The 20,412-nt window shown below is 44.8% G+C and carries 14 protein-coding genes; 3 read left to right on the forward strand and 11 right to left on the reverse strand.

All coding sequences use genetic code 11. The annotated features are described in order from the left end of the window. Positions 1–495: 495 nt before the first annotated feature. The 3 genes from ACFO4O_RS04695 to ACFO4O_RS04705 are packed head-to-tail and all read right to left on the reverse strand — an operon-like array spanning position 496 to position 3,618. Positions 496–642 carry a DUF2256 domain-containing protein gene (locus ACFO4O_RS04695; protein WP_382406200.1) on the reverse strand — a complete coding sequence of 49 codons (147 nt, stop codon included), beginning with the start codon at positions 640–642 and terminating at the stop codon, positions 496–498. Beyond that, positions 629–2,167 carry a cryptochrome/photolyase family protein gene (locus ACFO4O_RS04700; RefSeq protein ID WP_382406201.1) on the reverse strand — a complete coding sequence of 513 codons (1,539 nt, stop codon included), beginning with the start codon at positions 2,165–2,167 and terminating at the stop codon, positions 629–631. The genes ACFO4O_RS04695 and ACFO4O_RS04700 overlap by 14 nt, the downstream gene beginning before the upstream one ends. Before the next feature lie 5 nt (positions 2,168–2,172). Then, on the reverse strand, positions 2,173–3,618 hold the full coding sequence (locus tag ACFO4O_RS04705) for a cryptochrome/photolyase family protein (protein ID WP_382406202.1): 1,446 nt from the start codon (positions 3,616–3,618) through the stop codon (positions 2,173–2,175). 145 nt (positions 3,619–3,763) lie between these two features. Here ACFO4O_RS04705 and ACFO4O_RS04710 point away from each other — a divergent pair, with 145 nt between their 5' ends. Then, positions 3,764–5,074 carry a DASH family cryptochrome gene (locus ACFO4O_RS04710; protein WP_382406203.1) on the forward strand — a complete coding sequence of 437 codons (1,311 nt, stop codon included), beginning with the start codon at positions 3,764–3,766 and terminating at the stop codon, positions 5,072–5,074. Between the two features lie 33 nt (positions 5,075–5,107). After that, entirely contained in the window at positions 5,108–6,598 is a 1,491-nt protein-coding gene (locus ACFO4O_RS04715; protein ID WP_382406204.1) for a cryptochrome/deoxyribodipyrimidine photo-lyase family protein, read from the forward strand. A gap of 134 nt (positions 6,599–6,732) precedes the next feature. On the opposite strand, the gene ACFO4O_RS04720 is transcribed toward ACFO4O_RS04715, so the two are convergent. After that, complete coding sequence (locus ACFO4O_RS04720; protein WP_382406205.1) at positions 6,733–7,083, reverse strand: hypothetical protein; 351 nt, start codon at positions 7,081–7,083, stop codon at positions 6,733–6,735. A 224-nt stretch (positions 7,084–7,307) separates the two neighbouring features. Between ACFO4O_RS04720 and fabA the strand changes: the two genes are divergently transcribed. Continuing rightward, positions 7,308–7,826, forward strand: a complete 519-nt coding sequence (gene fabA, locus ACFO4O_RS04725) for a bifunctional 3-hydroxydecanoyl-ACP dehydratase/trans-2-decenoyl-ACP isomerase (protein ID WP_382406206.1) — start codon at positions 7,308–7,310, stop codon at positions 7,824–7,826. 120 nt (positions 7,827–7,946) lie between these two features. Here the strand turns inward: fabA and rmf are convergent, their stop codons facing one another. The 7 genes from rmf to ACFO4O_RS04760 form a co-directional block, all read right to left on the reverse strand. Next, positions 7,947–8,123 carry a ribosome modulation factor gene (gene rmf / locus ACFO4O_RS04730; protein WP_382406207.1) on the reverse strand — a complete coding sequence of 59 codons (177 nt, stop codon included), beginning with the start codon at positions 8,121–8,123 and terminating at the stop codon, positions 7,947–7,949. Between the two features lie 293 nt (positions 8,124–8,416). Beyond that, complete coding sequence (locus ACFO4O_RS04735; protein WP_382406208.1) at positions 8,417–10,066, reverse strand: DUF3466 family protein; 1,650 nt, start codon at positions 10,064–10,066, stop codon at positions 8,417–8,419. Positions 10,067–10,080: 14 nt separating this feature from the next. Beyond that, positions 10,081–12,042 (reverse strand): ATP-binding cassette ATPase Uup, encoded by a 1,962-nt coding sequence (gene uup / locus ACFO4O_RS04740; protein ID WP_382406209.1) that lies wholly within the window; start codon positions 12,040–12,042, stop codon positions 10,081–10,083. Continuing rightward, positions 12,039–12,290 carry a glutaredoxin family protein gene (locus ACFO4O_RS04745; protein ID WP_382406210.1) on the reverse strand — a complete coding sequence of 84 codons (252 nt, stop codon included), beginning with the start codon at positions 12,288–12,290 and terminating at the stop codon, positions 12,039–12,041. The genes uup and ACFO4O_RS04745 overlap by 4 nt, the downstream gene beginning before the upstream one ends. Beyond that, on the reverse strand, positions 12,287–14,404 hold the full coding sequence (gene rlmKL, locus ACFO4O_RS04750; protein ID WP_382406211.1) for a bifunctional 23S rRNA (guanine(2069)-N(7))-methyltransferase RlmK/23S rRNA (guanine(2445)-N(2))-methyltransferase RlmL: 2,118 nt from the start codon (positions 14,402–14,404) through the stop codon (positions 12,287–12,289). Before rlmKL ends, ACFO4O_RS04745 begins: the two co-directional genes overlap by 4 nt. Then, a complete protein-coding gene (gene pyrD, locus ACFO4O_RS04755; protein WP_382406212.1) occupies positions 14,397–15,401 on the reverse strand; it encodes a quinone-dependent dihydroorotate dehydrogenase in 1,005 nt (334 codons plus the stop codon). Before pyrD ends, rlmKL begins: the two co-directional genes overlap by 8 nt. 110 nt (positions 15,402–15,511) lie before the next feature. Next, on the reverse strand, positions 15,512–20,350 hold the full coding sequence (locus tag ACFO4O_RS04760) for an NAD-glutamate dehydrogenase (RefSeq protein ID WP_382406213.1): 4,839 nt from the start codon (positions 20,348–20,350) through the stop codon (positions 15,512–15,514). Positions 20,351–20,412: the final 62 nt, after the last annotated feature.

A 20,412-nucleotide genomic window follows, 5' to 3' on the forward strand; every position in this document is an offset into this window, starting at 1 on the left:
ATACATCTGCGCGGTCCAAAGCCGCTTTATGTGTAGATACAAACAGGAAATTATGAAGTAATTATAACAAAGCATGCGAATACTGTCGCATTTGTCATGCTCTCAAAGGAAGGATGGCGTATTTTGTGTTAATTTTTATACCTATTTAACCTGAATCCTGCTTATTTAATATTATATAAAAAGCGCGTATATTTTTTACCGATGCAGCATCAGGCGATGTTAATCGCGCATTTATTAACTATGAGCTATTCGATATTTGAATAGAAGATAAAAAGCGTTGGCGCGGATTTACCTGCATTGAGAGTATAAAACCAAATAACCTGCTCACGTACAAAATGAACGAAAATATAAAGAATTGCGCGATATTTGTTTAATGATTGAACGTATAAGGCTCTAGCAAGGCGTAAATAAAAATTATGACCTAGTAGATTCTCTATGTCGCTATTATTTGGCGGGTATAAGTTGCTGAGCATACGTTGCTTGGTATGGGGCCGGCTATGAGGTGCCGGCGCTGCGCTTATTGCGGCGACAGCGCTCAGAACAATAACGAATATCGGGCCAGTTTCGTTCCCATTTTTTTCGCCACGTAAAGGGTAACTCGCATACCGGACATACCTTTGTAGGTAAATTAGACTTCTTCATTCTTTGATAATCGCTCGAAAAAGCTCGCCGCATCGTCGAGCATATGGTCAATTTTTTTGCCGTCCATCTTTTCTAATGTTCGATAAATCATGCCCATGCGGGGATTTTTTTGCAGCGTATCTCTGTGCCGTATCAAAAAATCCCAATATAAGTAGTTAAACGGACAAGCTTGATGGCCGGTTTTTTCTTTAACGCTGTACTCACAGTGCTGACAGTAATTAGACATCTTATTAATGTATGACCCGCTTGCAGCATAGGGTTTGCTTGCGAGTAAACCACCGTCGGTGAATAAAATCATACCGCTCACATTCGGCAGTTCTACCCACTCGTATGCATCTGCATATACAATTAAATACCATTCGTTTACCTGCTCTGGGTCTAATCCGGCAAGCAGAGCAAAATTACCCAAGATCATTAAACGCTGAATATGATGGGCGTATGCATTTTCTTTCGTTTCTTTCACGCACTGCTTAAGGCAGTTCATTTTAGTATCGCTGCCCCAAAACAGCTCAGGCAAATCGCGCGTGGCATTGAGATAATTCTTTTCTTTGTAATCGGGCATCAAATGCCAATAAAACCCTTTAACATACTCTCGCCACCCCAATATTTGACGAATGAAACCTTCTACCGAATTGAGCGGTGCTTGACCAGATACGTAGGCTTGTTCAGCAGCGTCCATACATTCTTGTGCCGACAGCATGCCCACGTTAATGTAAAAGCTAATGTGAGAATGATACATCCACGGTTCGTCTTGTATCATGGCGTCCTGATATTGACCAAAATGCTCAAGACGTTGTTCAATAAACTCATCAAGTACCTTCAAGGCCTGCGTACGGTTAACTGCATAATGGAAATCATTTAAATCACCGAAGTGATCGTCAAACTCTTTGGCTACTAATTCGAGGACTTCATTGGTAATGTCGTCGGGTGTAAATTTAGTAGGCTCAGGCACATCGAGGTCTTTCGGCGGCTTTTCTCGGTTTTGACTGTCGTAATTCCATTTTCCTCCCGCTGGTTCTTTACCCTCCATTAGATAGTTATGATTCCGTCGCATCTCTCTGTAAAAGTATTCCATGCGCAGCTGCTTTCGCCCATTTGCCCATTCATCAAAAAATGACTGTTCGGCCACAAAGCGGTTATCACGACAAACCGTCACCTCAATATTCAGCTTGCCCTGCCAGCTATCGATATCTTGCTGTAATCGGTATTCACCGGCGTGAGCAATAACGATTTCGTCAATAGGATGTTGTTCACAAAACGCTTTGACTTGCTCAAACAGGCTGCCTTTATTATTGCTATCTGAGTAGGCTGTATAATCTATCCGATAATCGTTTTCTTTGAGTTCTTGCGCAAAATGACGCATAGCACTAAATACAAACGCGACTTTTTTCTTATGGTGCTTTACGTACGTTGCTTCAGATTTAACCTCCGCCATGAGAACATAGTCTTGAGACTTATCGATTTGTTGCAACGACTCAGTGTTGAGACTCAGTTGGTCGCCTAGTATCACGCAAAGCTTGGTCATTGAGCTCACTCTCCTTTTATTTCAGCAAAGGCGTCGAGAGCCCGCTTGCGAGATTCTTTAAGGTCCACAATCGGCTCAGGGTATTGTTCTCCCAGGGTCACACCCGCCTTCTCTAAGACTTCACTGGATGCCTCCCACGGTTTGTGAATATATTTTTTAGGCAAATTACTCAGTTCAGGACAGTAGGTTTTTATATACTCCCCTTCTTTATCAAATTTTTCGCTTTGCAGTACAGGGTTAAAAATTCTGAAATACGGGGCTGCATCTGCACCAGAACCGGCCACCCACTGCCAGCCTGCTGAGTTACTGGCGGTATCTGCATCAACTAAGCAGTCCCAAAACCAGCGCTCGCCCTCGCGCCAGTCAATCAGCAGGTTCTTAACTAAAAACGAACCGACAATCATGCGCACGCGATTGTGCATGTAACCGGTTTGGTAAAGCTCACGCATCCCAGCATCAACAATAGGTATGCCGGTTTTACCGCGCTGCCAAGCCGTCAAATCGGTCTTAGACGTACGCCAAGGAAACTTATCAAACTTTTCATTGAAATTACGTTTTTGAATATCATTAAAGTGGTAGAGCAGATAATATGAAAATTCCCGCCAGCCGATTTCACTTAAATAAGTATCAACGCCCTCACCTGATGTATTGCCATGAAATGCATCTTTGATTGCATACCAAACCTGGTTAGGTGAAATTTGGCCAAAGTGTAAGTACGGAGACAACTGCGATGTACCGCGTACCGCGGGCAAATTGCGGTCATCTTTATAAGCTTTAATCGCGTTATCAATAAACCAATGAAGCTTGCTGCCAGCGGCGCGCTCACTCACTGTCCACATCTCTTTTAAGCCACCGTCCCAATCAATGTTTGGCAATAATCCAAGGGCATCAATATCTGCTGCCGCATTATTGGTCACAGAGGATGCAATGTTTAGTTCAGGGCGAGGCAAAGGATAACGAGGGTCGTCTTGATTTAAACAACCATTTCGATAGTAAGGGGTATACACTTTATAAGGAGTGTCATCCTTTTTAAGCACTTCCCAGGGCTCCCATAGCAAAGAGCCGTTTAAGCTTTTTGCAGCAACGCCGGAGTCTTTAAAATGCGCCTTTATTTCTGCATCGCGCTTTCGAGCCCAAGGTTCATACATGCGGTGCCATAAAATATGTGTCGCTTGGTGTTCATCGGCAAGTTTTTCTAGAATTTGCTTAGCGTTTCCTGATTTTACGACGAGCCGGTTATCAAAAGATTTAGCAAGGTCGTGTAAGGCATGATGCAGCCACCATGAACTTGCGCCGCCAAGGGTGGCTTTATCAGGAATTGCATCATCAAGAATATAAACAGGAACAACCTCGCCATTATCACATGCAGCTTTAAGCGCTGGGTTGTCATTTATTCGTAAATCCTGTCTAAACCAAACGATAGTTTTTATTGGGTTTTCACTATTGCTCATAAAAGCAGCACTTCCTTATTCTGTGACTAGGCCGCAACGGGCGCTGTGACTATCTTGATGAGTTTTCTACTAAAAAAGCCCCTAAACCGATCGATTTATATTGCTTAGGAGTACTCATTTTACCGAGCATTTTTAGGAAATTATTATGCCCTCATCCTCGTCAGGACTGCATTGGTTTAGACATGATTTACGCGTTAGCGGCAACGAAGCGCTAAGCCAGTTAATCGCATCTTGCGCTTCGGTGGCCGCTGTCTACGTTTTCGATCCCAAATGGGAAGAGCCCAACCAATATGATTGTTTGCACCTTGGCCAGCATAGGCGCTGGTTTATTGAAAGTGCATTATCTGACTTAAGCCGCCAGCTACAAGCAATCGGCATTGAGCTTTATGTGCTCTACGGTAAGCCCGTTGAAGTGGTAAATCGATTGTTAGCGCAAAATTCCATCACCCATATATCGTATGAAGAGCATCATGGGGTCTATGAGCGGCGTGAAATCGAAAATATTCAAGGTGAACTAAGCCACATCAAGGGTGGAAGCAACTATTTATACGAACAAGAAGACTTTCCATTTGCACTTGAAAACATGCCCGATACCTTCTCGCCCTTCCGACGTAAAGTAGAGAAATACGCCAAACCCCGAAGCAACAGTCCATCAGAAAATAAGGTGTTGACCGGTGGTAAAAAAATAGAAAGCAAGGTCCAGCATTTAGCGCTTGATTGCGATGGCATCACAACTTATAAGCTAAGCCTAGCTGACAACAAGCCAAAATATGATAACGAGTACTATCAGGGCGGCCAAAGCGCTGGTCTACAACGAATTGAGGCCTACTTTTTTGGCAGCGACCAAATAGCCCGTTACAAAGAAACTCGAAACGGGCTTGATGGGTGGGATTTTTCAAGCCGCCTTTCTGCATTCTTGGCACACGGATGTGTGTCGCCACGCGAGGTTTTGCAGAAGCTTAGTGAATATGAACGTGAGCGCGTTGCTAACGACAGCACCTACTGGCTATTTTTTGAGTTGCTCTGGCGAGAGTTTTTTCATTGGCAGCACAAAAAACACGGTGTCGCTTTTTTTGCCTACCAAGGCATCCAAGATAAATCGCCAAACACGCGCCTAGACACTGAAAAATATCAGCAGTGGTGTCAAGGTGAAACGGGCTACGACATTGTTGATGCATGTATGCGCCAGCTCAATGCGACGGGCTTTATTTCTAACAGAGGGCGTCAACTCGTCGCGAGTTGTTTTGTGCACGAGCTAGCACTCGACTGGCGCTACGGCGCAGCTTACTTCGAGCAACAGTTAATTGATTTTGACGTAGCAAGCAATTGGGGAAACTGGCAGTACTTAGCGGGTGTGGGAAGCGACCCTCGTGGACACCGTCAGTTTAATTTGCAAAAGCAAACCGATACCTACGATCCCCAGCGCAAGTTTATAAATAAGTGGCTTGCCCGTTGATGATGCGCAGCAATTAGTGCTTAGGCTTTAGCAATGAAAAATAAAACTGCATCATCGGCTCAATTTAACGTAGTTTGGTTAAAACGCGATCTTCGCCTGCGCGACCACGAGCCCTTGCTCAGGGCGCAGCAAGCCGGCTTACCTCTGATGCTTGTCTATATTGTTGAACCTTCACAGCTCAATGATCCTCATATGGACATCCGCCACTGGCGTTTTATTTATCAATCACTTTGTGATTTGAATGAACAGCTCATTGCACAAGGGCACAATTTGCTGCAGGTACATTGTCTAAAGGGCAATCCAATAGATATTTTTGCCCGCTTGGCAGACGCCGGTATGCAGGCCATTTATAGCCATCAGGAAATTGGTCTGGCGCATACCTTTGAACGCGACAAAGCGCTCAGCAAATGGGTTAAAAGCAAAAACATATCATGGTATGAATTTGCACATGGGGCAGTGCTGCGCCCCCTAGCCCATCGTTTTAAGTGGCGTAGCCATTGGCATGGATTAATGAATGGGCAGATGTATGACGTAGATTTAACAAGCCTAGTACCCGCTAGCCACCCCTCCTCGCTTGAGGCCTATACATTTAACGTGCCCGATGCATGGAAAGAAAAAGCGCCTTTGTTTCAATTAGGGGGTGAAAAACGTGCATGGCATGTTATGTATGATTTTTACAAAGGGCGCGGAAAGGCATATTTTGGCAATATCGGCAAACCAGAAACAGCGCGCCGCACCTGCTCCCGCATATCCCCATATTTAGCCTGGGGCAATTTAAGTATTCGTCAGGTATATCAATTTAGTCAGCGCTATCAAGACAAAAGCGGATGGCGACGCTCCGTAAATGCCTTTCAAGCTCGCATTAGCTGGCATTGCCACTTTATTCAAAAGTTTGAATCAGAGTCACAAATGCAGTTTCGACCGGTAAATAAAGCGTACACAGATTACCCTTACTGCACCGGAGAATTAAAAGAGCAAAGGTTAAAAGCGTGGAAAGAAGGCAACACTGGTATTCCGATTATTGACGCATCGATGCGAGCGGTCATCAGCACCGGATATTTGAACTTCAGGATGCGCGCGATGCTGGTGAGCTTTCTGTGCCATCATTTAGATATAGACTGGCAAGCCGGTGTTGTGCACTTAGGTCGACAATTTTTAGATTTTGAACCCGGGATACACTATCCACAGTTTCAAATGCAGGCTGGGGTAACGGGCACCAATACAATCCGTTTGTATAATCCGATTAAGCAGTCAGAAGATAAAGACCCCGACGGTATATTTATTAAAAAGTGGGTCCCCGAACTTAAAAACCTCCCTAAAGAACTCATACATACGCCTTGGGCTATTCCTGGGCTTGAGGCTGCGATGTATGACTTTAATTTGGAAAAGGACTATGTTGCGCCGATTGTTGACGTCGACAAGGCCGCCAGTGAGGCCCGTAAAAAATTGTGGGATTACCGTAAGCGAGACGATGTGCAGCAAGAGGCAAAGCGCGTGCTGTATCAGCACTCGGTGCTTAGTTAGTTCAGCACTCGGTGCTTAGTTAGTTCAGCACTCGGTGCTTAGTTAATTCTGCGCTCCTTTTCAGTACTGGGTACTTAGGCTTTTCAGTACTGGGTGCTTAGGCTTTTAATGAAGTTGTATAGATTTTAAGTAGCTCAACCGAGCTCATCGGGCTTTGTCGGTGTTTGTTGAGTGGCGGCAACATCTGCATTAGCGCCCTGTTTTGCCGCTTGTTTTTGCCTCTGCAGTAGCTTTTTGCGGTCGTCATCTTGCAGCCACTTGTTTAAAAATCTAATTTGCCCGTTGCGGTATGCCGCATAGGTGATGCGCAGCGAATTTGACAAAATATCACTGTCCGTCCAATTCGTTTTTTCTACAATTTCTTTGTAATTCTCCATTGCTTCAGGCGTGATATAGCCTCGCACCATTTTTTTGCCGAGCTGTTTTTGTCGTTCTCTGTAACGCTTTTGCTTTTCAGCATTGGCCTGCATTTTTTTGTTTCTCATGCCTACGACGAACTCTCTGACTTAACCTAGTGCAATTGTAGAGTAAATCTCCTTAGCTGTTGACCCCTAATTGTAAAAAGCTCAACTACTCTGCTCATAATTTAAACATTTTTGGCACAAAGTAGCGGTTTCTCCCTTCTTTTTTGCATTATTTCACTGTTCAGAGTTGTTTAGCGTACAAGTGTTCGCTAAATTACTCCCTGTTTTCAAAAATAAGAAATAATATGACTGATAAACAACACCAATTTACTAGAGAAGACTTACTCAAATGCAGTACCGGCGAGATGTTTGGTCCTGGCAACAGCCAGCTCCCCGCGCCAAATATGCTGATGATGGACAGAATCAACATGATCACTGAGCAAGGCGGTGAGCACGGTAAGGGATATATTGAGGCTGAGCTTGATATTCACCCTGACCTTTGGTTTTTTGCGTGTCATTTCCCTGGCGACCCAGTCATGCCGGGCTGCCTTGGCTTAGACGCCATGTGGCAGCTTGTTGGGTTTTTCTTGGGTTGGTCAGGAGGTCCTGGTAAAGGACGAGCCTTGGGCGTAGGCGAAGTTAAATTTACAGGCCAAATACTTCCAACTGCAAAAAAAGTCACCTACCGTATAGATTTTAAACGTGTCATTAAGCGTAAATTATTTATGGGTATGGCAGATGGTTCTGTAGCCGTCGATGGTCGCGTCATATATACCGCGAAAGACTTGAAAGTTGGCTTATTTCAGGACACTTCCTCATTTTAATGTCATAAGTGTTGAGCAAGCTTGCTATCATGCGGCTTGTTGTTAATTCGCTTAGACTAAAACCAAAACGCCGAGCATATATAAGCTCGGCGTTTTCGTATTAATTAAGTACTGTAGACCTTACCTGGGGTTAATGCCTAGTTGTCTGTCACCGGTCGCTTCTCGCCACCCGCCTAACCAGTGAGAACGTGCGTCAAATGCTTGAAATGGACAATTTTCCTTCGAGCGTCCTGCAATGCCTGCTTGATACCCTTTCGAATGCGCTCTGCTTAGCTTATCTCTTTTTTGTCTCTTCATTACTTACCTCTCTTGATTGAAAGAAATGACATCTCACGCAAGGTCGATAGTTTTATCGTGATGCGTGTAACAGAAATGTCACATATATAGAGATACGTTAATAAAGCGAATAGTTCAATGCAAAATACCACCAAATTTAGGATGAATATTCTAACCTGTTGAAAACTGGCGATTTGATTATTGGACCATTTTCATCTAAAGAAAGCGCTGTTTATTTGCCTAGGTTATTAAAAAATTAGGCCAATAAAAAAGGCCACTAATGACGTGGCCTTCAGGTAATTTACACAAAACTACTAACGGTTTTTGCTAAATCGCTTCCGTCTAAATACAGCAAGACCTAAAAGTGCAATAATGATTAGCGTATTAGTACTAGCCCCTTGACGCTCTAAATCAGGGTTTTCTGCATCGGGTACAGAACAATCGGGCGCTTCTTGGCCGGTCGGAGTGAGCTTAAGTGCCACAACAGCCGTTTCAAAAATTTCATTACCGTCTGCATCTAGCAATGCCTCGCCGCGCACATTCTTTTGACTGCGAAAAACCGTAGCGTCTGCAACAATCTCATTGCTGTCGTTGATGCTATTAGCCGACACGATGTCGTAGGGAGAGTCGCACGCAATCAAATCGTTAAGATTAACAAACTCACCTGACTGCATATCGTACATAAAGGCTGCACGGCGTCTTTGACTCTGCGAGGCCTCGATTTCACCGTCCCCCACCACAATACCGTTATTATTGATATCGCGCGGGATAGTAGACGAGCTGACAAAAAAGTCGTCAGGAAACACTAACTCGCCGCTGTTTAAATCGTAAGTGAATAACTTGGCACGGCCCTGATTATTAATCGCCTGAATCTGATATCCGGCAACAATGCCAGCATCGTTAATGCCAATCGCGAAGTTTGGCAACATATCGTCATCTTCAATTAATCGCGTGGTGGTGCCATTTTCATAAACCATGGCCGCAGATACGCCCACGTTATTTCGAAGCACAGTACCACTGCCCACTGCAACACCCGCGTTATTTATGTCTAGAGCGTCGTTCACAAAGTTACGCGTATCGTCTGCTTCTGGCGTAAAGCTTAAGGGATAGAACTCAGACGATATAACCTCTCCTTGGGCGTCAAGCTGCCAAACGGTGGCCCGTCTAATAAATTGTTCTTGTACTCTGGTTTTAAGCTCGTACAAACAAATATCTAGTGGGAAGGTGTTTTCTTCTGAATTACAGGTTTCAATACCGGTGGTAATGGCGTCTCTTACCCCAACAGATGATGCACCTGCAACTTGCAGGTTCTCATTTATTGCATTGGCCTGACTGCGACCTTCCAGTGTGGTGTCTATGGGCAGAAGTGGCGTCGTGTTGCCATCAAACTGCACAAAGCCGCGCTGAAAAAAATCTGCAATGACCGCCGTAAACTCATCGCCAGCGTCAGTCACAAAATCCACGGGTCTAAAGAGCGATGTGCTATTTCCAGCGATATATGCCCCATTTGCAGAGCCTGCTACATTTGAATTTAAGGCAAACGTAAATCCATTGGTATTGTCTTGCTCTTGGTCAAACCCAAACACATATTGAGCATCGGTTCCGTCGGTTTGGTATATCACTCTGCTTGCTAACTTTTGACCAAATGTTGAGAAGCTCACCGCATTATTTCGAAATGCATTAACTACCAGCGTATAATCGCTTGTATTGAAGTTTCCTTGGGCGGCTGCGTCTGGGTCGCTCAACGATGGAAAATTAGCCACATCAAACAAACTCATATCAATGGGCGGGTTAAAAGGGTTAGTCAAGGTGGTTAAAATTAAGCCCGAGTTATCAATAGATGAGCCAAATTGATTGGCCGAAAGACTCGTTACGGGTAATTCCTGCACACTATATGCGGCGGCATTTACAATAGCTGGTGCAGCGCCTAAGGCAACTGCTACCATCAACAAATTCAATTTCATTAAAGGTCCTGTTACTACTCGTTATTTTTTAATTCTTCTAATGCTTCCCAACGCTCAAAGGCATTTTCTAGCGCGGTCTCATGCTTTTGCAACTCATCTAATACTGGCTGCGTTTTTTCTGAAGGCTGTAAGAAAAAATCCGCTTCATTTATGCGCGCCTGAACGGCCTCAATATCAGATTCAAGCCTCTCTATCTGTTTAGGCAACTGCTCTAACTCGCGTCTATCATTGTATGATAGCTTGTTCGCCTTTTTTTGAGTAGCGCTGTTGTCTCTTTTTACCGCATCTGGGGCCGGCTCATGCTTTGCCTGTGTGCTGACTGAGCTAGCTGGCGCGGACTGCTTTTTTGCTTTTGCACTACTGGCATGTTGAGCGTCTTGCTGCGCATACCATGCAAGGGTATCAGAATAACCGCCAACGAACTGATTTATGTTGCCAGCGCCCTCAAATACTAGGCTCGATGTTACCACATTATCAATAAATTCACGGTCGTGACTCACTAAAAGCACCGTACCTTGATACTCAACTAACAGTGACTCCAGCAATTCCAGCGTTTCGACATCAAGGTCGTTAGTTGGTTCATCCAAAATCAGGAGGTTGCTCGGTTTTAACATTAGTTTCGCGAGCATAAGACGATTTTTTTCACCGCCTGATAATGTCGACACTGGCGCATTCACACGCTCGGGGCTGAACAAATAGTCTTGCAGGTAGCTTATAACGTGACGCGGATTGCCGTTTACCATAACTTCACGCTTGCCGTCTGCAATTACGTCTATCAGCGGCTTGTCGAGCTCTAATTGACTTCTATGCTGGTCAAAATACGCAACTTCTAGGTTTACGCCTCGCATCACCTCACCGACATCTGGCTCAAGCTCTCCTAATAAAAGCTTGATTAGCGATGACTTTCCGCATCCGTTTGGACCAATCAAGGCCAGCTTGTCGCCACGATTAATCAACAAATTGAAATCTTTGAGAATAAGCTGCTGTTCATATGCAAAGCTTACATTCGTCAATTCAAATACGCGCTTACCAGAACGCTGCCCCTCACCGCCTGTAATAACGGCGCTGCCCAATACTTTGCGCCTCGCTTGATATTCCTCTCGTAGCGCTTTCAATGCGCGCACTCGGCCTTCATTGCGCGTGCGTCTGGCCTTAATACCTTGACGAATCCATACTTCTTCTTTGGCGAGCTTTTTATCAAATTCTTTTTGGTGGGTCGCTTCCACCTCTAAGTCATGCGCTTTTTGTTCTAGATACTTATCGTAGTTTACCGGATATGAGGTCACCTGCCCTCGGTCAATATCTACAATTCGCGTGGCTAAATTTCTAATAAAACTTCTGTCGTGACTAATAAATACCAAACTGCCCGAAAAAGCCATTAAGGTCTTTTCAAGCCACTTCACCATTTCAATATCAAGATGGTTAGTGGGCTCATCGAGTAAAAGCACGTCAGGCTGGCTCACCAAGGCTCTCGCAAGGGCGGCCTTTCTGCGCCAACCACCCGACAGGTCGCTTAATAATTTATCTGCAGTTAGGTTTAGCTGCGTTAACACATTTTCAATGCGCTGTTCTAACTGCCATGCGTTGTTTGCATCTAGTTGCTCTTGCAGCGCCTGCAGCTTATTCATGGCTTGTTCACTGTGATCAGTAGCAATTAAGTTAGCCTGCTCGTGATAGGCTTTGATAAGTGCAGCACTTTGACCTAAGCCTTCTGCAACATAGTCAAAAATTCGGGTTTCTGTGTTAGCGGGCGGGTCTTGCGGTAGTCGAGATATGACCGTTTCACCCGCAACGACACGCTGACCATCATCGAGCTTCAACTCCCCGCTTATCACCTGCAGGAGCGTAGATTTGCCGCTGCCGTTGCGTCCGAGTATGCATACGCGTTCTTGGCTTTGGATATTTAGATCAGCACTGTCAATCAGCGCAGGCTGACCAAATAAAATAGAGGCATTTTTTAACTGTACAAGATTCATGCTAAGAACTGTTCCAACATATCAATATCAAAGGGCCATCCTAGCTCGGCGCCGGTATCTGAGCGTTTGAGAACCGGAATACGAAGAGCATAAAGATGATACAAGTCGGAGTGGTCACGAATATTCACTTTGTGTAACACTGTGTTTTTAGGCGACAACTGCTCATAAACGGCTTGTGCATGCTCACAAAGCTCACAGTGCGGCCCAGTATATAAAGTGAGTGACAAGCCTGTTGACGACTTGCTCATAGCCGAGAAATCTCCCAACAATGGTGTATTTTAGGGTTGCGAATAAAGTCTTCTGGTAAGGTTTTATGGCCAATGTTGACTGCTTTTACGCCCAAGGCCTCAATAGCCTCTTGGTCGAGACTAAACTTACGTAGGTTATTACTAAAATAAATGAAGCCGTCAGGCTGCAAACACGCTAGCGCATTTTTGATTAAACCCACGTGGTCGCGCTGTACATCCCACGTACCATCCATCCGTTTTGAATTAGAAAAAGACGGCGGGTCAATAAATATGGCATCAAACTTTGGTAGATGCGTTTGTGCACGACCATTGAGCCACTCTAGGCAATCAGCTTGTTCAAACACATGATTTCCCTGAATGCCATTGAGTTCAAAATTATCTTTAGCCCAATTAATGTATGTCCGTGACATATCCACGCTTGTTACCGACTTTGCGCCGTGCAGCGCGGCATGCACCGATACGCTGCCGGTATAACAGAATAAATTTAATACGTGCTTTTGTTTGGCTTTGGCTGCAAACATTTGGCGGGTAGTTCGATGGTCTAAAAATAGGCCAACGTCTAAATAATCTGCTGGGTTAATATAAAATTTTGCGCCGTATTCAGTCACTGTGACGCGTTTGCCGCTGTTACTGTGTTTTTGATACTGGCTGCTACCACTTTGTTTGACGCGTTGTTTTACTACCACTTGCTGAGTTGGGCACTTCAATATAGTAGGAATACGAAGCAAAGCCTGTTGTAAACGTTCTTTGGCAACCGCCTCTGGCAAACTTTTAGGCGCCGCATACTCTTGCACAATTACCCAAGCGCCATACACATCAATAGCAAAGTTATAATGCGGTAAATCTGCATCATAAATTCGGTAGGCCTCTATGTTTTCTCGCTTGAGCCACTTTTGCAGACGCTTTTGATTTTTTACAAGCCTATTGGCAAATTCCTCTGCAGGTAGGGTCCCTACTGCATCGAAACTGGCCAGATTATCTTCGTTGAGCTCATAGTTAGCCAATACACATTCTAGCTTTCCATTGTTCATCGCATAACGTTTGTGCGCGCGCAGTTTAATGGCCTTGAGCAACTGCTGGTCTGACGACAATAAAGATACTCGCCAGTTAGCAAAATGCGTTTTGAGGTGTTTTCCAAATGCATCAAACAGTGGCAATAAGCCCACATATTCACCCAAACGCTCGCCATATGGAGGGTTACTCACAATATAGCCTTTATCTTCTTTTACCTGTGCTTGACGAGCATCACATTGTTTAAATTCAATGTAGGCAGACATCCCTGAGGCTTGTGCATTTTCTCGCGCCATATCGAGCACGGGCGTACTGATATCAAAGGCGTATATTTTTGCCGCGGGTTCATCAATCGCCTCGACTGCACGAGCCTTAACCTGTTGCCAAAGCGCCTTATCGTGTCCCAAGAAATGCTCAAAACCCCAGTGAAAACGGTGTAAATTTGGGGGTGTATTACTGGCAATCAGTGCCGCTTCAATGGCAATGGTGCCAGAGCCGCACATGGGATCAAGTAAACATAAGTCAGTATTATCTGCCCATCCACTGCGCATTAGCACTGCTGCCGCAACCTGTTCTTTTAACGGTGCTTCACCGCTTGCCTCTCGATAGCCTCGCTGATGCAGGCTCGTGCCCGAAAAATCTATGCAAATATCAAGTTTTTCGCGTCTAAGACGCCCATGAATTTGCACGTCAGGGTCTTGTCTTGATACGTCTGGTCTGCGTCCGGTTAGCTCGACAAATTGATCAACCACCGCATCTTTAATTTTAAGTCCGCCAAACTGTGTGTTGCGAATTTCACGGTTTACCCCATTAAATCTAACGGCAAAGGCCGAATTAACGTCAAATTGTTCTGGCCATTTAACTGATTGGGTAAGCGTGTAGATATCTTCTGCATCTTTGACCGTGCCGCTAGCGAGCACCAGAAGCACGCGGTTAGCCAATCGCGTATGCAAATTTAGCGTGTAAAGCTCTTCTAAGGTAACCGTTAAACGGCACTGCCCAGGCGTGAGCGCAATGGCTCTCTCTTCACCCAGTATTTTCTGTATTTCGAGCTTGAGTAACTCATCTAGCCCTTTGGCTGCGATTAACAAACATTCAAGCATTCACGAGTGCCTTAATAAGTGGAGGGCCTTGATAAATAAAAGACGAATAAACTTGGAGTAAACTAGCGCCCGCATCATACCGCGCTTTAGCATCGTCCGCACTGCTTATACCGCCAACGCCAACAATTGGTAATTTTCCATCAAGGGCGGTATGCAGCGCTTTGGTCACACTTTCGCTTTTTTGGCACAGCACTTTACCACTGAGTCCGCCCATCTCGTTGGCGTGAATATGTCCGGCAACGCTATCGCGTGCTAGAGTAGTGTTTGTTGCTATTACTCCATCCATACCGCTTTCAATAAGCGTTTGCGCTATTTGCTCAATAGCAGCTTGATCTAGGTCGGGCGCGATTTTTACAAGCAAAGGTACGTGCTTACCATTTGCCACCTTCAGAGCCTCAGTTTCGGCTCTAAGACCACCTAAGAGTTGTTTTAAAGAGTCGCCGTATTGTAAATTGCGCAGGCCTGGCGTATTTGGAGATGATATATTAATCGTCACGTATGAAGCGTGCTCATGGACCTTTTTGAGGCAGCTTATATAGTCAGACAGCGCATTTTCTTCTGGCGTTTGCTTATTTTTGCCAATGTTTATGCCCAACACACCCTTATAGTTAGCGCGTTTGACCTGCTCAACTAAATAATCAACGCCTTTGTTGTTAAACCCCATGCGGTTTATAATGGCTTGATGCTCAGGTAGGCGAAACAAACGAGGCTTATCGTTACCCGCTTGCGCTAGCGGCGTGACGGTGCCGACCTCTACAAAACCAAATCCCATCGCCTCAAATGCGTCAATACATTCACCATTTTTGTCGAGCCCTGCAGCCAGACCAATTGGGTTTTTAAATTCTAAACCAAAGCAAGTAACGGGTTTAGGCGGTAAGTTCTGTGAATACAGTGCATTGAGCAAATTTCCACCTGAACGTTTTAAAAATCCTATTGAAACGTCATGACTCCATTCAGGGTCGCATGAGAGCAGTAGCTTTTGAATAATCGCGTACACGGGTTTCCTTGCTTAGTCCAGATGCGCAGCGCGTTAAATAAAGCGTGACGCGCACATATAAAAACACCCTGCTAGCAGGGTGTTTACGTTAAACCTCTAATGCCGATAGTTTAATGGTTTGCGCTTATGCTTAACAGCATCAATTCACGCAAAGCAACAGAAAACTTCGCAAACTCGTGATTATCTGACGTTTTAAACTCTGTCATCATATGATGCCAACGTTCGAGTTTGACCTTATTTTCTTCTATCCACTTGGCTAGAATGGCGTCGGCATCTTTACTCTTCGGTGCTGAATTTAGTAACACGGTGGTTAATGCACGTTGTTGCCAGTCGAGTTCCTCGCGATAAGAAGCGCGAGCAAGAGCCTGCCAATGATTGCCAACGTTCTGCAAATTGATTTGCTCCAAAAACCAGTGCAGTTCAAATTTACTGCCCAATTGGTAATACAAACGAGACACAACATCCACTGGACGTTTCTCACTTTCAGCAATTTGCACCAAGTCCATACTTGAGAACATATTGCTCAAACTCGCCACTCGGTAGGCATGCTCCTCGGGGAGATTTTGCGCAATTAACTGTTCAGTGCGTCTTTCGACCTCTTTTAGTTCAGAGGCAACTAGGTAATTCGGCAAGTTTTTGCTAATTACAGCAAACGACGCGCGGTACTTATCAATGGCGCTTTGAATATCTGCAAGCTTATCACCATGACGTAAATACCATCTGGCAGCTCTGCGCAGCGAACGGCGCATGTCGTCTAAAACTTGTAGCTGAACATTTGCATCAATTTCGTTATCCAGTTGCTCAACTTCGTTCCACAGCGTTCCCATATCAAACACGCCTTTGACGATGCTATAGGCATGGGCAATTTCTGACTCGCTTGCGCCGGTTTCTTCTTGTAAGCGGAAAACAAAATTAAGCCCCATGTCATTAACGATTTCATTCGTTAATTTAGTTGCAATAATCTCGCCTTGAAGCGGATGCTCCTGCATCTGCTTACGATATTTATCGCGCAATACCGGAGGAAATGCGTTAATCAGATGTTTTTCGTAATACGGATTACCCGTGATTGCTTTGATGTTAAAGGCCTCTTTGAGCACCATTTTGCCGTATGCAATTAACACTGAAAGCTCAGGACGCGTTAAGCCCTGTCCGGTAATTACGCGCTCAGAAATCTCATCGTCTGACGGAATAAACTCCAGCTCTCGATTCAGCGCACCCTCGCGCTCTAGGCCATGAATAAAACGCAACTGCTCTTTTAACTGTTTAACCCCTGCTAGGTGAGTAATGGAGATTGATTGCGTTTGTCGGTAACAGTCTGCAATCACTATCTCACCAACATCATCGGTCATATCAAACAATAATTTGTTGCGCTGTTTTAAGGTGAGTTCACCGTCGGCCACTAGGCTGTTGAGCAAAATCTTGATGTTGACTTCATTATCCGAACAATCAACCCCGCCCACATTGTCAATGAAGTCAGTATTGACCCGACCGCCATTAGCTGCAAACTCAATTCTACCGAGCTGCGTGAGCCCAAGATTACCGCCCTCTCCTATGATTTTTGCTTTAACATCTTTGCCGTTCACGCGAAGGCTGTCGTTTGCACGGTCGCCTACATCGCTGTGGCTTTCTTTGCTGCTCTTGATATACGTACCGATACCGCCATTCCAGATGAGGTCTACCGGCATTTTCAATACATTATGAATAAGTTCGTTAGGCGTCATCGAGGCTTGCTTGGTGCCTAAACAAGCCTTCATTTCGCTCGTCAGTTTAATAGACTTCTCGCTGCGTTTAAAAATACCACCGCCTTTAGAAATCAACTCACGATTGTAGTCATCCCAAGTCAGACTCGGGTCTGCAAATAAACGCTCACGTTCTTTGTAGCTCGTTGCTGGGTCTGGGTTGGGATCAAAGAAAATATGCATATGGTTAAATGCGCACACAATTTTAGTTTGCTTAGACAGCAACATCCCGTTACCGAATACATCGCCTGACATATCGCCAATCCCCACGCAGGTAAATGGCGTGGTTTGGCAGTCAATGCCAATCTCTCTAAAGTGACGCTTAACCGATTCCCAAGCTCCCTTAGCGGTAATACCCATTTTTTTGTGGTCGTAGCCTACGCTTCCGCCCGAAGCAAATGCGTCTCCTAGCCAGAAAGAAAACTCATCTGAAATACTGTTGGCAATATCTGAGAAGGTTGCAGTGCCTTTGTCGGCGGCCACGACCAAATAAGGGTCGTCTTCGTCTAAGCGCACGACCTGCTTGGGTGGCACAATTTTACCGTCGATAATATTGTCGGTAATATCCAACAAGCTGCGAATAAATATACGGTAACACGCTTGTCCTTCAGCCTGCATGGTCGCCCTATCGGCATCTTTTGGCATGCGTTTACATACAAAGCCACCTTTTGCGCCCACCGGCACAATCACGGTATTTTTAACCTGTTGTGCTTTAACCAAGCCTAAGATTTCGGTTCTAAAGTCTTCCATTCTGTCAGACCAACGCAGTCCTCCACGAGCGACTTTACCGCCTCTCAAATGCACACCTTCCACGCGCGGTGAGTAAACAAATATTTCAAACTTAGGCAGCGGAAGCGGCATTTCAGGAATGCGCGCTGGTAAAAGTTTAAACGACACATAATGCTTCGCGTCACCATCGGCGTCATTCTGGTAAAAATTGGTTCTAAGCGTGGCGTTAATGAGGTCTAAATAACGACGGATAATTCTGTCATCATCTAGATTTGATACCGCATCAAGCTTTTTACTGATCCCCTGCTCAATACTTTCGAGTTTCTTGGAATTACGTTTTCGGTTTGGACAAAATTTCTGGTCAAAAAAGGCAATCAAATCCTCAGCAATATCAGGATACGATGCAAGCGTATTGGCAATATAATCGATACTAAACGAGGAACCAATTTGGCGCATGTACTTAGCATAGGCCCGAACAATCGTGACCATGCGGCCGGGGATTTGCCCGCCTAAAATCAGTCGATTAAATCCGTCATCTTCAAGCTGTCCACTCCATACGTCAGAAAAAGCGTCTTGGAACAGGGCCTGGGCGCGCTCCATATCAAAGCCATGACTCTGCTTGTGCAGCATAGTGAAGTCCATCACCCAGCTCACTTTACCGTTTTCATTTGTTACGCGATATGGGCTTTCATCAACAACTCGCAAACCAAAATTTTCGAGCATCGGTAGCACATCAGATAAGTGAATAGGCTCATTCGCATGATAGAGTTTGAGTTTAACAATATCTGACTCTTTGCTTTCTTCTTGCGGACGATAGAACAATATATCCAGTGGCGACTGCTCGTTTAGCGACTCAATGTATTGAATGTCAACTAGCGCAGCGCTGGGCAGATTTTGTTCGGCGTAGCTACGTGAAAACGCGTTATCGTACTTACGCACGATAGCCTTACCGCTTTCTTCGCCATAAAAGGCAACAATTTTTGCGTTGAGCTTGTCTTGCCACGACTTGGTTAATTCAATGAGATTCTTTTCGATTTCTTTCACATCGAACTCCAAATTGTTATTTGTTACGCGGGCAATGTAATGTGTGCGTGCATAAACGCTTTCAGAAAAGTAAGTATTAAATTCCACTTCTCCTTGGGCATTAAACGAGCGTTTCAATAAGGCTTGCGTGTCTTTTCTTAGTTGCGTGTTATAACGCTCTCTTGGCACGTAAACCATGCACGAGAAAAAGCGCCCAAAGGTATCTCGGCGTACGAAAAGCTTTGACATGCCCCGTTCTTGCATCTGAAAAATACCCAAGATAATTTGCGCAAGCTCTTCGTCTGAAGTTTGCAATAGCTCATCGCGAGGGTATGTTTCAACAATGTTTACAAATGCTTTATAGGCGTGGGTTCCCAGCTCAAAGCCTGATAGTTTGCACATGCGGTTTATTTTTTCTTTTAGCATGGGCAGTTCAGCGGCACTGCTGTTATAAAAAGACGCTGAATATAAACCTAAGAAGCGATGTTCGCCGCATACATTGCCCTTATCATCAAATTCTTTGATGCCAATGTAATCCATATAAGCAGGACGATGAACCCGTGAATGCGTGTTGGTCTTTGTCAGTATTAAGGGATTTTCAGATAAAGCTTCATCGCGGGCCGTAGCCGGCATTTGCGACAGTAAACGTTCTTTATCGCTTACCGAGTTTTTCATAAGACCTAAGCTGCTGTCGTTGTCAGGTATCCAGCGATGGTCGCCCTCGATCGCAGTCACTTTATAATATCGATAACCCATGAGGGTAAAGTTATGATCGTTAAGCCAGTTCAAAAAGGTTTTGCTTTGTGCCTTTACATCGTCTGGCGACTTACTCACGGTCTTATCGACCTGCTTTGTAATAGCGGCAAGCTTCTCTCGCATTGGCTGCCAATCAGACACTGACAATGACACCTCTGACACCACAGAGTGCAGTTCGTCTGTGAGCTGTTTGATATATTCAGCCTTAGACTGACGGTCAACTTCAATAAAAAATACCGTCTCAGAGCGATGCTCTTGCTCACGAGAGCCTTGTTCCACAAATTCGACGACCCGATTGCTTTGGTCTCGTTTGAAATGCATGGGCGTATGCAAAATTAAATGGGAGGTGATATGCAAACGGTTGATTGCCATGCGAATTGAATCAACCAAAAATGGCATGTCATCTACTATAATTTGAATAATAGTATGCGAGGACTGCCAGCCATGCTTTGCAATTTCTGGATTGATGACTTTGATCAGAGGCGTGCCAGCCTGTTTTTCTTGCAACTGCTGCCACAGACTCAAAATGGTGCCGTAAAGGTCACTGTCACTGCGGCCATTGAGGTCGTCAAATGACATGTTCTTGAAGAGTAATTGACCGAACTGCCCAATAAGATGCGCATCTTTTGCTTTGTTTTTTTCATTAATAAGTGAAAAAACTTGCTCCAGCAGCACAGAGTGTTGATGGTGTGTAACCGTCATATGCAATCTCGATAGTATTTGTTAATTAGGATTTCCTATGTTGTTAACGGTATTTTCCTAAA

Source organism: Glaciecola siphonariae, assembly GCF_042652645.1.
GTDB classification, from domain to species: Bacteria; Pseudomonadota; Gammaproteobacteria; order Enterobacterales; family Alteromonadaceae; genus Glaciecola; species Glaciecola siphonariae.

What these genes read in the sequence shown, in the direction of transcription:
- ACFO4O_RS04720 (WP_382406205.1), bottom strand. Translation starts at nt 7,083, where the DNA reads ATGAGAAACAAAAAAATGCAGGCCAATGCTGAAAAGCAAAAGCGTTAC.
- ACFO4O_RS04695 (WP_382406200.1), bottom strand. Translation starts at nt 642, where the DNA reads ATGAAGAAGTCTAATTTACCTACAAAGGTATGTCCGGTATGCGAGTTA.
- ACFO4O_RS04735 (WP_382406208.1), bottom strand. Translation starts at nt 10,066, where the DNA reads ATGAAATTGAATTTGTTGATGGTAGCAGTTGCCTTAGGCGCTGCACCA.
- rlmKL (WP_382406211.1), bottom strand. Translation starts at nt 14,404, where the DNA reads ATGCTTGAATGTTTGTTAATCGCAGCCAAAGGGCTAGATGAGTTACTC.
- ACFO4O_RS04760 (WP_382406213.1), bottom strand. Translation starts at nt 20,350, where the DNA reads ATGACGGTTACACACCATCAACACTCTGTGCTGCTGGAGCAAGTTTTT.
- ACFO4O_RS04710 (WP_382406203.1), top strand. Translation starts at nt 3,764, where the DNA reads ATGCCCTCATCCTCGTCAGGACTGCATTGGTTTAGACATGATTTACGC.
- ACFO4O_RS04745 (WP_382406210.1), bottom strand. Translation starts at nt 12,290, where the DNA reads ATGAGCAAGTCGTCAACAGGCTTGTCACTCACTTTATATACTGGGCCG.
- fabA (WP_382406206.1), top strand. Translation starts at nt 7,308, where the DNA reads ATGACTGATAAACAACACCAATTTACTAGAGAAGACTTACTCAAATGC.
- ACFO4O_RS04715 (WP_382406204.1), top strand. Translation starts at nt 5,108, where the DNA reads ATGAAAAATAAAACTGCATCATCGGCTCAATTTAACGTAGTTTGGTTA.
- ACFO4O_RS04700 (WP_382406201.1), bottom strand. Translation starts at nt 2,167, where the DNA reads ATGACCAAGCTTTGCGTGATACTAGGCGACCAACTGAGTCTCAACACT.
- ACFO4O_RS04705 (WP_382406202.1), bottom strand. Translation starts at nt 3,618, where the DNA reads ATGAGCAATAGTGAAAACCCAATAAAAACTATCGTTTGGTTTAGACAG.
- rmf (WP_382406207.1), bottom strand. Translation starts at nt 8,123, where the DNA reads ATGAAGAGACAAAAAAGAGATAAGCTAAGCAGAGCGCATTCGAAAGGG.
- uup (WP_382406209.1), bottom strand. Translation starts at nt 12,042, where the DNA reads ATGAATCTTGTACAGTTAAAAAATGCCTCTATTTTATTTGGTCAGCCT.